Origin of the sequence: Aliidiomarina sp. (genome assembly GCF_047920995.1) — a bacterium.
Classification (GTDB): domain Bacteria; phylum Pseudomonadota; class Gammaproteobacteria; order Enterobacterales; family Alteromonadaceae; genus Aliidiomarina.
Genome location: NZ_JBLRWZ010000002.1, coordinates 59,500 through 72,744 on the forward strand (window position 1 = coordinate 59,500; position 13,245 = coordinate 72,744).

9 protein-coding genes and 1 tRNA gene are annotated in these 13,245 nt (G+C 46.5%); 3 read left to right on the forward strand and 7 right to left on the reverse strand.

All coding sequences use genetic code 11. The features are described from left to right. Positions 1-189: 189 nt before the first annotated feature. The 3 genes from ACNA7P_RS00995 to ACNA7P_RS01005 form a co-directional block, all read right to left on the reverse strand. Positions 190-3,243 carry an efflux RND transporter permease subunit gene (locus ACNA7P_RS00995; protein WP_416256736.1) on the reverse strand — a complete coding sequence of 1,018 codons (3,054 nt, stop codon included), beginning with the start codon at positions 3,241-3,243 and terminating at the stop codon, positions 190-192. An 11-nt stretch (positions 3,244-3,254) separates the two neighbouring features. Then, positions 3,255-4,391, reverse strand: coding sequence for an efflux RND transporter periplasmic adaptor subunit (locus tag ACNA7P_RS01000; protein ID WP_416256737.1), 1,137 nt, complete (start codon positions 4,389-4,391; stop codon positions 3,255-3,257). Positions 4,392-4,610: 219 nt separating this feature from the next. Beyond that, positions 4,611-4,702, reverse strand: a tRNA-Ser gene (locus ACNA7P_RS01005). Positions 4,703-5,008: 306 nt separating this feature from the next. Between ACNA7P_RS01005 and ACNA7P_RS01010 the strand changes: the two genes are divergently transcribed. From ACNA7P_RS01010 to ACNA7P_RS01020, 3 genes are all read left to right on the forward strand, one after another. Next, positions 5,009-5,668, forward strand: a complete 660-nt coding sequence (locus ACNA7P_RS01010) for a Bax inhibitor-1/YccA family protein (protein ID WP_416256738.1) — start codon at positions 5,009-5,011, stop codon at positions 5,666-5,668. Between the two features lie 142 nt (positions 5,669-5,810). Further along, positions 5,811-6,623, forward strand: a complete 813-nt coding sequence (locus ACNA7P_RS01015; protein WP_416256739.1) for a DsrE/DsrF/TusD sulfur relay family protein — start codon at positions 5,811-5,813, stop codon at positions 6,621-6,623. 9 nt (positions 6,624-6,632) lie between these two features. Next, positions 6,633-6,962, forward strand: coding sequence for a TusE/DsrC/DsvC family sulfur relay protein (locus ACNA7P_RS01020; RefSeq protein ID WP_416256740.1), 330 nt, complete (start codon positions 6,633-6,635; stop codon positions 6,960-6,962). Positions 6,963-7,027: 65 nt separating this feature from the next. Here the strand turns inward: ACNA7P_RS01020 and serS are convergent, their stop codons facing one another. From serS to ACNA7P_RS01040, 4 genes are all read right to left on the reverse strand, one after another. Beyond that, positions 7,028-8,329, reverse strand: a complete 1,302-nt coding sequence (gene serS / locus ACNA7P_RS01025; protein WP_416256741.1) for a serine--tRNA ligase — start codon at positions 8,327-8,329, stop codon at positions 7,028-7,030. A gap of 299 nt (positions 8,330-8,628) precedes the next feature. Then, positions 8,629-9,942: a replication-associated recombination protein A gene (locus ACNA7P_RS01030; RefSeq protein WP_416256783.1), complete on the reverse strand. Its 1,314-nt coding sequence runs from the start codon at positions 9,940-9,942 to the stop codon at positions 8,629-8,631. 15 nt (positions 9,943-9,957) lie between these two features. Next, complete coding sequence (gene lolA, locus ACNA7P_RS01035) at positions 9,958-10,686, reverse strand: outer membrane lipoprotein chaperone LolA (RefSeq protein ID WP_416256742.1); 729 nt, start codon at positions 10,684-10,686, stop codon at positions 9,958-9,960. Next, positions 10,686-13,244 carry a DNA translocase FtsK gene (locus ACNA7P_RS01040; RefSeq protein ID WP_416256743.1) on the reverse strand — a complete coding sequence of 853 codons (2,559 nt, stop codon included), beginning with the start codon at positions 13,242-13,244 and terminating at the stop codon, positions 10,686-10,688. Before ACNA7P_RS01040 ends, lolA begins: the two co-directional genes overlap by 1 nt. Position 13,245: the final 1 nt, after the last annotated feature.

Genomic DNA, 13,245 nt, shown 5'->3' on the forward strand with positions numbered 1-13,245 from the left:
ATTTAGCTATTACTATTGGTATATAATATAGAGCATAACCGCCACCTACCTATCGCCCTCGCCACACGAACGTAAGCAATAACGTAAAAAGGCCAACACAGTGATAATGTGTTGACCTTTGTTGAAATATTCCGCGCACGATTCAGCTGAGCAAGTATCAATAAATCCGCATTACCTGCGGCGTTACAATTAATGCGCTACTGCTGCTCTATCTTTTGCAAGATAGAGGTATACCGCGGGTAACACGAACAAGGTAAACAGCGTACCTATGGTCATGCCAGATGCGATAATAAGCCCCATTGCGTAGCGAGAAGCACCACCCGGGCCACTAGCGATTAACAATGGCAACATAGCCAGTACAGTAGCCGCTGTGGTCATTAAGATAGGGCGTAAGCGAATAGCAGCTGCGCTTTCAATTGCTTCGCGTTTACTTTTCCCCTCTTCCTGCAATTTATTAGCAAACTCTACAATGAGTATGCCATGTTTTGCGATTAGCCCGATCAGGGTTACCAAGCCAACTTGGGTGTATATATTCAACGAAGTAAATCCTAAACTTACGAAGATTAATGCGCCACAAATACTCATGGGCACCGTTACTAACACAATTAAAGAATCACGGAACGATTCAAATTGCGCGGCAAGCACAAGAAATATAACCACTAAGGCAAAGAAGAAGGTAATCACTAATTGCTGCCCTTCACTTTTAAACTGTCGTGATTGGCCGGCATAATCCACCACTACTTCCGGCGGTAAACGTTGTGCCGCTATTGAATCTAATACCGCTAACGCGTCACCAAGTGCTACGCCTGGGCGTGGGATACCAGAGATCTTAATCGCATTTAATTGCTGAAAGCGATTTAACTGCTGTGGTTGCACCGATTCCGTTAAGCTTACCAATGCAGCCAAAGGAACCAACTCGCCAGTTTGGTTGCGAGTATAAAAGTTTTCGAGTTGCTCAGCGCTAATTCGTTCGCTGCGTTGCACTTGCGGGATTACTCGATAAGAACGATTTTCAAGCGCAAACCTACCGGCATAAGCGCCCGCCAACATACTCGCTAAATCAGCAGAAACTTGGGCCATATCAACCCCCATTAATGCCGCTTTTTCACGATCGATATTTACCGATTGGCGTGGGCGATCTACGCGTAGATCTGAATCCAACATGATAAACCGGCCACTTGCCATACCTTCCCCAATAATTTCATCAGCTAGCTCCGCAAGCACCTGCATGGGCTGTGTGGAACTGATAATAAACTCCACGGGCAAGCCGCCGCCGGGGCTTGGCAAAGATGGTGGTATTAGCGCAAAGATATTAAGTCCTGGAATCTGTGAAATAAAGGGTTGGATATCCTCATCCAATACCTGCTGCGTAGTTCGAGTACGTTGATCCCACGGCGCAAAACCTATTCCCGTTCCTGCGCTGCCCGGGCCAAGCATACCGTTAATCACAAACGCCATATCAATTTCATCAACATCGCGCTGCAAATCAGCCATTTTTGCAGTGTTTTGTTCAATATAATCAAGTGTTGCATAACTATCGGCTTGGCTAATCATAAATACAAAGCCAAGATCTTCTTGCGGCTCTAATTCCGAGTTGCTGGTTATAAATAAGAAATAGCAGGATACCAATACTATAATGCCGAATACGGCAAATACCGATTTGGTTTCTAGGGCTCCGTGTAAGCGTCGTTGATAGCGATCGCGTAAGCCATTAAAGCGAGCATCCAACCATTGCTCTAAGCGCGGCCGTGCGCTGCCATCACGGCGCGATTGCAGCATGCGGGAACACATCATTGGCGATAAGGTAAGCGCTACTACTCCAGAAAGAATTACGGTACCAGCCAAGGTGAAGGCGAACTCAACAAATAGTGTGCCAGTGAGGCCCCCGATAAACCCAATCGGAATGAATACTGCCACCAGAGTGGTCGACATCACAATAATAGGCCCAGTGAGCTGCCGTGCACCCAGTAATGATGCCTCCATACGGCTCATCCCATCTTCGAGATGACGCTGAATGTTCTCGAGCATAATAATGGCATCGTCAACAACAATACCAATTGCCAGCACCATCGCCAGTAGGGTTAATAAATTAATCGAGAACCCTAACATCAGCATCATAACAAAGGTGCCGATTAACGATAGTGGAACTGCCACAGCAGGAATGATTACCGAGCGTAATGAGCCCAAAAATGCATAAATAACCGCAAGTACAATCACCAAAGCGAGTACGATGGTCATGATTACTTCATCGATGGCGTTCTCAATGTACTCGGTTGAATCATACGAGATGCTAGCACTTAAGCCATTCGGCAACTGCGGAATGATATCTTGATGCCAAACATCACGAACCTCTTGGATAACATCTAGTGCATTCGCATCAGGAGCTATTTCAACACCTATAAACGTGGCTTGATCACCGTTGTAGAACGCTGAATTATCATAGGATTCAGCACCAAGTTCTACCGTTGCAATATCTTCTAAACGTACCACTGCACCATTATCGGCGCGCACAATTAGAGAGCTAAACTCCTCTAAACTGCGCAGATCGGTGTCGGCGGTTAAATCAATAGCCACCCTACTCCCTTTAGTTCGCCCTACCGCAGAGAGCACATTATTAGCGCGCAAAGATCGCATTACATCCGAGCCAGTAAGGCCAAGTGCGGCCATACGCTCGGAATCCAGCCAGATTCGCATTGCGAAGGTTTGTGCGCCCAGAATTTCCGCGCGTTGCACACCTGCTATCGTAGAAAGCTGAGGCTCAACCACACGCACCAAATAATCGGTGATTTGATTGGCATCTAAGATTCCACTGTAAAACGACAGGTACATAGCGGCTACATCTGCACCTACCGATAAAGAAACTACTGGATCTTGCGCGTCTTCAGGCAATTCCGAGCGCAGCTTATTCACTTGGGCTGCTATTTGTGTGAGCGCATCATTAGGATCGTAATCTAGGCGCAAATAAGCAGTGATGGTGCTAATGCCAGCTCGCGAGGATGATTCAATATAATCGATGCCTTCGGCCGCAGCTATTTCTCGCTCTAATGGTGTGGTGATAAAACCTTGAATTAAATCCGCATCAGCACCGATATAGGTAGTAGAAACGGTAATAGCCGCGTTCTTAATTTCAGGGAATTGCCGCACATTTAAATCGAATGCGGCCCGAATACCTACCAATAAAATCAGTAAGCTAATTACCGTAGCTAATACCGGTTTGCGAATAAAGATATCGGTAAACTTCATACTACCTCTCCTTATTCGTTCACTGGACGTGGATTACGGTCTGCCGGGGGCTGCAAGCTTGGATCGTCATTGATTTTCACCACGGCGTTATTACGTAGTTTCAATAACCCTGAGCTGGCAACGCGGTCGCCTGCTTGAATGCCATCGGTTACTTCAATTAAATCGCCTTGCACCTGCCCGGTACGGATTAATTGTTGATTAGCAATCAGCTCGCCATCTTTTTCTTCCAGCAAGTACACAACATTACCGAAAGGATTAAACTGCACGGCTGTGCGCGGAATTACCAACACCTCACGCGGCGCATTAATCGCCAATTCAACGCGCGCAAACATACCTGGCTTCAGGCGGTTTTCGCTATTGCTAAAGGTTGCTTGTACCGCAACGGTACGAGTGGTATCGCTGATATCTGGAGAAATAGCGGTAATCTCACCACTAAATTCTTGCTCAGGGTAGGAATCTACCTGTGCTACCAGCGTTTGCTCTAAATTCAGCTGTCCTAAATAACGCTCCGCAAGGCTGAAGTTCAAAAAGATAGGTGCTTTCGATTGTAGGCTCACTAATTGTGTGCCCGGCGCTACGTATTCACCTAAATTTACCCTGCGTATTCCCAATGCTCCTGAGAAAGGCGCGCGAATTGTTTTTTGCTGCAACAATGCTTGTTGTGCTGCTAACGCAGCGCGAACTTGCGCTACTTCACTCTCAGCACGGGCGAGTTCCGAAGCAGATATACTTTCAGATTGCGCCAGCCTTTGTAAACGAGCAGCTTCTAACGTTGCAATATCCAACTGCGCTTGCAACCGCTCTAGCTCAGCAACATCGATATCCGTATCCAAACTAAATAGCACATCACCCTGTTGCACTTCATCGCCATTGGCAAAGTGAATTTCAGTGATCACTCCGGGTACCTGCACCGATAGCATAGTGCCATTTACAGCGGCAAAATTGCCAATGGTAGTAACTGATTCTCGCCAAGTTTGCTGTTCAACCTCAGCTGCAGTAATAGTTACTGTGGGTGCCGGCATATTATCGAAGAAATCGTTCATGAAATAATTGCCAACGGCCTTATAGCCGAAGATTAAGCCGAATACGATAATGCTAACTACGAGCATTAGTATCATTCGTTTAGTAGTAGAAGGTTGAGCTGCCATAAAGAATCCTTTGCAATTACTGCGGCAATCGAGTGCGAACATAGTGAAGGTTTAAATCACTAAAAATAGCTTCGTAGTATTACGATCAAGATATAACGTTGCTTAATTACGTAGCTTGTAAGAATAAGGTTTAATAAAAAGGAAAGATTACTTTCGTTTTCTCATGCTTGCTGTAGAAAGCGAAAAAGCCTGCATCATGCGATGCAGGCTTTTCGAATTTGGCGGAGAGGGAGGGATTCGAACCCCCGGTAGGGATGAACCTACGCCTGATTTCAAGTCAGGTGCATTAAACCGAGCTCTGCCACCTCTCCAAATTGTTTGCTTCAACAATTTACGCGTATGCAACGTTCGTTGCTGAAGACGAGGCGAATAATAAATACCTCACAGCGCCTTGTAAAGTAAAAAGTGGAAGAAATTTGTTTGTTTGCTGTAAAAATAGCCGAAGCGATCTATTTTTCAACAATTCCTTGTTCAATTGCAAATAATTTTCGCTAACAACGGCACTTCAATCCGATTTTAGTTGAAACCCTCCCCCATGAATAAGGTATAGTAGAACTAATTTAGCGGATTAAGCTCTAAGCAATAGAACAAACAACAAGTAACTGGAGAAGTTTAATATGAACAACCCAACTGTGAACACTGCGCGTAATACGGCCTCACTTGAGGTGAACAAAGTTTTACGTAACACATATTCACTACTAGCGCTTACGTTAGCCTTCAGTGCGATTGTTGCGGGTGTAAGTAGCATGCTTAACATGCCCTACCCGGGCATCTTGATTACTTTGGTAGGCTTTTATGGTTTGCTGTTTGCCATCCATAAAACCGCGAACAGCGGCTTAGGTTTAGTATTCACTTTCGCTCTTACCGGCTTCATGGGTTATACCTTGGGCCCCATTTTGAATATGGTTGTGGCAACCGGTGGCGCTGAAATCATTATGTTAGCAATGGGCGGTACAGCAGCGATATTCTTCGCGCTTTCAGCATATGTGTTAACCACTAAGAAAGATATGAGTTTCCTTGGCGGCATGATGATGGCGGGTTTTGTGGTGCTTGTGGTGAGTTTCATCGCCAACTTATTCCTACAGATACCAGCTCTTGGTTTAGCTGTTAGCGCCATGTTTATCTTGTTCTCTTCAGGTGCAATCCTGATGCAAACAAGTGCCATTGTGAATGGTGGTGAACGTAACTACATCTTGGCTACCATCACTATATTCGTTTCGTTGTACAATATCTTCTTGAGCTTAATTAACCTGTTAATGGCATTTACTCGCGATTAATACGTTGCTTTTAGTATCGGTACGCTATTAAGTACCACAGCAAAACGCCTCGCTCATTACTAGCGAGGCGTTTTTCGTTATACTAACGCTAGTTACTGCCATGGTTGTGCAGTGTTTAATTTTCGTGCAAGGTTATTTACCGATGGTTAATGTTGTGATTATGCAGCACGCAGGCCCCGATGATTATGCCAGTGGCCATGCGGCTATAGCAGCCGCTCAGGCACTGGTTGATTCTGGCGCCAAGGTACTACAGATCTTTTTTTATGGCCCTGGTGTGCTCTATGCTAGCCATCATTTGCATTTTCCTAGTGGCGTAAACAACCTGCAACAGCAATGGCTGGAGTTTGCAAGAACACAACATATCCCCCTGGTGGTTTGTAGTACGGTAGCCAACCAGTATGGTATTGAGCCAAGCGCTCCACCTTCGGGAAGTATGGCGGCTGGTTTTTCCAGTGGTGGGCTCACTGAGTTTATGGCAGCAATAAGCACCGCCGATACACTATTGCAGTTTCAGCCTTCATTCACGCAAGAAACAGAAGCGGCTCACGAGCTCTTACAACGCAATAGCCAAACTGCTAAAGACATCGCAAAAGAACCCGCTAGTGGTGCTTACGATGCCCTCTTGCTCTTTGAGTTTAATCATTCTCCATGGCAGGCTATTTCGCGCCATGGGTTAGATATGCTGCTCATGGCAGTAAGTTTGGATATTCCATGCCAAGCAATCTACAACAGCTCCGCATTAAGCCAACTGATATTGCCAACAGAACAAAGTGGGCACGATCCACTAAAGAGGATTGCCATGCTCTGTGATGTATTCGATTTTACCGAGTTTTATAGCGCTGTTAACGATATGGCTGCGGCTGGTATCAAGCAATACCGTGTGCCATTACAAGAAGCCTCTACGGAGCAAATTGCACAAATGAAAGCCAGTGCTAAACATCACATCATATTTTAAGGCCACAACATGATCGAATTTAATGGTGTGCAATACGCAACCGATAAATATGAGTATCTAGCAGATTTCGATGCCTGGAACCGCGAACTCGCAGAGCACATCGCTAGCTTAGAAAATATTGTACTTACCCCTGCCCATTGGGAAGTGGTGCACTTTGTGCGGAATTTCTATCAAGAATACGATACCAGCCCGGCAATGCGGGTATTGGTAAAAGCTGTAGCGAAATCGCTAGGGGAAGATAAGGGTAATAGCCGCTATTTATATACCTTGTTTCCGAAAGGCCCAGCAAAACAAGCTACGCGAATTGCCGGCTTACCAAAGCCTGCGAAATGTATTTAGCAAGAGAAATAAAAACGGCCCGATGTAATTGGGCCGTTATCGATATCTAGGTAGGTTGCAAGTGCTTAACTTTTGCTTGGAGTAAGCACCTCAACACCACCCATGTAAGGGCGTAATACTTCTGGTACCACTACGCTGCCATCGGCTTGTTGATAATTTTCTAATACCGCTACAAGTGTTCTGCCAACCGCTAAACCTGAACCATTTAATGTATGTAACAATTCTGGCTTCTTCGCCGCCTTACGGCGAAATCGTGCTTGCATACGGCGGGCTTGAAAATCGCCCATGTTCGAACAAGAACTAATTTCCCGATAGGTATTCTGCGCCGGCAACCACACTTCTAGATCATAAGTTTTACAGGCACCAAAGCCCATATCGCCTGTACATAGCAACACTTTGCGGTACGGTAAGTTGAGTAGCTGTAATACTTGTTCCGCATGGCCTGTAAGCTCTTCCAGTGCTTGCATTGAATCTTCCGGCTTCACCAATTGCACCAACTCAACTTTATCGAATTGATGTTGGCGAATTAAACCGCGTGTATCTCTACCATGGGAGCCCGCTTCACTGCGAAAACAAGGGGTATGCGCAGTAAGTTTAATTGGCAACTCAGCTTCATCATAAATTTCATCGCGGGCCATATTGGTTAATGGCACCTCTGCTGTTGGAATCAACGACAATGCAACTTGATCTTGGCTCTCACCATCAACGTGGAATAAATCTTTACCAAACTTCGGCAATTGGCCTGTACCGTGCAAACTATCATGATTCACTAAATACGGTACGTAGGTTTCCGCGTAACCATGTTGCTCGCTGTGTAAATCAAGCATAAATTGCGTTAGCGCGCGATGCATACGGGCAATACCGCCTTTCATTACCACAAACCGAGCACCGGTAAGCTTTGCTGCCATCGCAAAATCTAGACCGTTCTGTAGCCTTTCTGCGATATCTACGTGGTCTTTTGCGGTAAATTCAAACTGTGTAGGCTCGCCAAAAGTGCTTACTTCAACATTTTCCGTTTCATCTGCACCCAGCGGTACTTCAGCAACCGGGATATTCGGCACCCCAGCAATTATGGCCTGCAATTCGTGCTGTATCGATTGTAGTTCGCTTTTCGCTACTTCAAGCTGATCACCCAAAGATCCTACTTCAGCACGTAGTGGTTCGATATCTTCACCACGGGCTTTCGCTTGGCCAATCGATTTGGAGCGGGTATTGCGCTCGTTTTGTAGCGTTTCAGTGCGCACTTGCAGCTCTTTGCGGCGCACTTCTAGCGCCTGTAAGCTAGCAACATCTAATGTGAACCCGCGGCGCTCTAGTAAAGCGGCAGTTTCTTCGATTCCTTCACGAAAATGCTTCGCGTCTAACATGAATACATCTCTCTATTATCGAAAATAAAATAGCTAAAGTTTGCTATCACCAGCCCCAACGCAAAGCTACCCACTATATTTACTAATAGTGTTACTAATGGAAACTGCTGTGGTGCAAATAGTTCAGACAATCTTTCTATAGGCTGCAGAATACTACCACTCTCGCCGGCTAAAATCACGGTGATCAAAACTCTTATTACAGTTCCAAGAGCAACACCTGCGGCTACCGCAATAGTGAAGCGCAAGCCAAAAACGAGCTACTGCTCCAAGTACGCCACCGAGTGAGATCATTAGCCAAATCATTCTGATTTGCCCTGCCAACGATGCCAATTGCTTTCTGCATCCAAGGCATCTAGGCGCGCGAGCTTTTCTTTGATTTTGCCTTCCAACCCGCGTTCATGCGGTTGGTAGTAACGTTGCTGGGCAATTGCTTCGGGTAAATAAGATTCACCTGCTACATAGGCATTAGGGAAGTTATGCGCATATTGGTATTCTGCGCCAAAGCCTTCTTGCTCGTGTATTTTGGTAGGTGCATTACGCAAATGCTCAGGCACTGGATAGCTCGGCCCATCTTTAGCCAACGTCAGCATTTCTTTAAACGCGGTATACACGGCATTACTTTTTGCCGCTGATGCACAGTAAATTGCCGCTTGCGCAATTGCCCGTTCGCCCTCTGCTGAGCCAACACGATGGAATGTATCCCATGCATTCAATGCGATTTGCAATGCCCGCGGATCGGCATTGCCTATATCTTCGGAAGCAATCGCCAATAGGCGCCGAGCCACAATCAATGGATCGCCTCCGCCAGCTAGAATTCGGCAATACCAATACAGTGCACCATCGGGTGAAGAGCCTCGCACGGATTTATGAAACGCCGATAGCAAATCGTAATACAAATCACCCTTGTTATCGAATAATACACCCTTTTCGCCTACTGCATCGGCCAGCAGTTCCGCCGTTATAATTGCACCATCACTCACGAAATCTGCAGCAATCTCGATAGAATTCAGTAATCGCCGCGCATCGCCGGCAGCAACTGCTAGTAGATAGGCATGAGCATCTTCACTAAGGGAAAGATTACGCGCCCCTAACCCCCGTTCACTATCAGTTAGCGCTTGCGTTAGCACGGCGCTTAATTCAGCATCGGTGAGGGTTTGTAATCGATAGGTTCGTGCTCGTGAAAGCAGTGCATTATTTAAGGCGAAACCGGGGTTTTCGGTAGTGGCACCTACGAAAATGATGGTGCCATCTTCAATATGCGGTAAAAACGCATCTTGCTGGCTTTTATTAAACCGATGTACCTCATCTACAAACAACAAGGTTTTTTCTTGAAACAAGCTATCCGCTTGGCGTTTCTTTGCCGCATCAATGGCTTCACGAATGTCTTTCACTCCTGAGGTAACGGCGGAAACCCGTTCTACATGGGCATCAGCGATCGTTGCCATCAGCTCTGCTAAAGTTGTTTTGCCGGTACCTGGCGGACCCCAGAGAATCATAGAATGCAAATGCCCCTGCTCAAGGGCTTTGCGCAAGGGCTTCTGAGGTGCCAAAATATGTTGCTGGCCAATATATTCCGTTAATGTGCGCGGCCGCATACGGGCCGCTAAAGGCATCAGCTGGTTCAAGTACTACTCCCGTTGATCGTCTACATCTGTACCCGGGGGTATGTTAAAGGTAAATGTAGTAGCATTTAGCGGTTCATTTTTTTGCTGAATACTCAAATGGAACACGCTAACTTGGCCGTGGCCATCATCTAAGATTAACTGCTGCAATTCATCGTTATGAAAGGCCAAGAACAACTCTGATCCGGCTTGTTGCTGATCGCTAATTTGCCAATAGTGGCGAGCCTTGGCTGCGTTCTCCGCTGCATTCTCTGTTGCATTCTCCGCTGCATTCTCTGTTGCGGTAAGCTCACCCATTGAGAATGCTGAGGTTACATCTTCATGCTTACCCAAATCTGTAATAGTAAACCCTTGCCAATTTGCGGCCGAATCTAGCAATACCAGCAATGGATTGGCTTGCATGGCGTCGGCTTGGTTATATAGGGTTACTTGTTCGATAAACGGATTGTAGTACCAAAGCGTATCACCGTCGGCTATAAGCTCAGAAGCTTCCGGTTCATAAGTTACCCAGCGCAGTTTGGCTGGCCGCTCAAGTACAAAGCTACCGCTTAATTCTTGCAGTAACTCGCCATTATCATAAATTTCCTGAAAGAATGACCCACTCAAGCTTTGCATGCCACTTAATGTAGCCTGCAGTTGAGTTGCTGCATCATCTGCTGCAGATACATAGATGGCAGCGCTGCTGGTAAAACTAAATAGCGTTATACTGGTGGCTAATACAAGTTTCCGATACATCAAAATTCCCTCGGTGGTTTCGCTGCTAAAACTTCTCGGGCACCGTTATGCCCTGCTGAAGATACGACACCACTAAACTCCATTTGTTCTACTATGCGCGCAGCTCGATTGTAGCCAATACGGAATTTCCGCTGCACACTCGAAACCGATACTCGGCGAGTTTCCGTTACGAAGGCAACCGCTTCATCATATAATGGATCAGATTCAGCATCATCATCGCTGGTTTCTCCGGGTAATAACCCATCTTCACCTTGGTCGCCTTTTAGGATCTCTTCAACATAGTTCGGTTTACCGCGTTGCTTCCAATCCGCAACAACAGCATGCACCTCGTGATCATCTACAAATGCACCATGCACCCGTACTGGCACACCAGAGCCTGGGGGCATGTAGAGCATATCGCCCTGCCCCAATAAGTGCTCAGCCCCGCTCTGATCAAGAATTGTGCGGGAATCTATTTTTGAAGATACCTGAAACGAAATTCGGGTAGGTATATTCGCTTTAATTAATCCAGTGATTACGTCTACTGAGGGCCGCTGCGTTGCCAAAATCAAGTGGATTCCAGCCGCACGGGCCTTCTGGGCGATGCGGGCAATAAGCTCTTCTACTTTTTTGCCCACGATCATCATCATGTCGGCAAGTTCGTCTACCACCACCACGATATATGGCAGTTTACCTAGCTCTGGTGGGCGCTCATCCATAGAATCGCCTGGCTTCCAAATAGGATCCCGTAGTGGCTCGCCAGTTGCTATCGCTTCTTCAATCTTCTGGTTATAACCTTTTAGATTCCGCACACCCAGTGCAGACATCAGCTTATACCTACGTTCCATTTCCCCCACACACCAACGCAGCGCATTGGCAGCATCCTTCATGTCGGTAACTACTTCAGTAAGTAAGTGCGGAATACCATCGTAAACGGAAAGCTCAAGCATTTTCGGATCGATCATAATCATTCGCACATCATCGGGCTGCGATTTATATAGCATGCTCAGTATCATCACGTTGATACCTACTGATTTACCGGAGCCTGTAGTACCAGCAACTAATAGGTGCGGCATTTTCGCTAAATCAACGGTAACCGGCTTACCAGCAATATCCTTACCTAATACCATGCTCAACGGTGAGCTCGATTTGGTAAATCCTTCGCTTTCAATTACTTCACTTAAACGTACAATTTCACGACTCTTGTTGGGTAGCTCTAAGCCCACATAAGATTTACCAGGGATCACCTCTACAACGCGAACCGCAATAGCAGAAAGTGAACGCGCGATATCTTTGGCCAAATTGGAAATTTTACTAACTTTCACACCAGGCGCTAAATCGAGTTCAAAGCGCGTTACTACTGGGCCTGGCTGCACACCAGCAACTTGCACATCCACGCCGAAATCTTTTAGTACCGATTCAACCGTGCGGCTCACCTGATCCAACTCTTCTTGGCTAATCGGGTTTTGCGTGCGGTTAGCGCGGTCCAGCAGCCCAATAGCAGGTAACTCACTCACCCACTTCGGCTTGTTCTCATCGTTCTCTGTTACACTAGGTGCTTTCACTTCAGCCACACTTGCCGGATTGCTTTGCGCTGGCTTAGCGGCGGGCTTAGCAGCTACTGGAAACGGGGGATCGTCATTAAACTCATCGGCAGTATCGATATCGGCAAATAGCGCTTCATCCGATAAATCATCACCATGGGAAGAAAAGTTAGGTAAATCGTTTGGCTCATCTAGGCCTAACGCATCAACTCTTGTATCAGCCAAAGGTAAACTATCCCAGCTTTCGGATTCATCTTGCTCAGCACGAGAGTTGCCCGCGTTTGCGCTTTTCTGATCAGGTTTACGGCTGGTGAACAAGCCGCCAATGCGGGCAAAAACACCGGGCTTGCTCTCTTTTACTGTAGCTGGTTGTTCTGCCGATTGTGCTTTGAGTGCAGCTGCCCGTGCAGCTCTCGAATTACTTTTCTGGGTGCTTGCACTCTCATGAGTAGAGAAGCCTGAACGCACTTTATTCCAGCACCACACCACACTTACAATTGCCGACTCACCAATTTTATCAATTAATGCAATCCACGATAGGCCACTTACTAAGGTAATTCCGGTAAGCACAAAGGTAAGTAAAATTAATGAAGTTCCTGCTAAATTAAAGTATGGCAACATGGCACCGGTAATTACATCACCCAGCAGGCCACCCGGTGAGAAATCAAATACCGGCTCAATATTCAAGCTCGCTAAGCCAGTAGCTCCGAGCAAAAACAATAAAATCCCAACTAGGCGAAGCCCAAGGGTTAAATAATCTAAACTAAGTAAGCGGCGTGGGCGGTGAAATACAACATAGCCAAACCCTGCCACCACAAAAGGAATCGTGTAGGCTAGCGCGCCAAGCGCGAATAGCAGAATATCAGCAAACCAAGCGCCGATAGCGCCCGCCGCATTTTGAATATCCTGAGTATGGCCCGATTGTGACCACCCCGGATCTGCAGGACTAAACGTTAATAGCGAGGTAAGCAAGAAAATTGCTAGTGCCCCACACAAAATTAAGCCTGTTTCCAGTAGCCGCCTTACGCCTGTCATA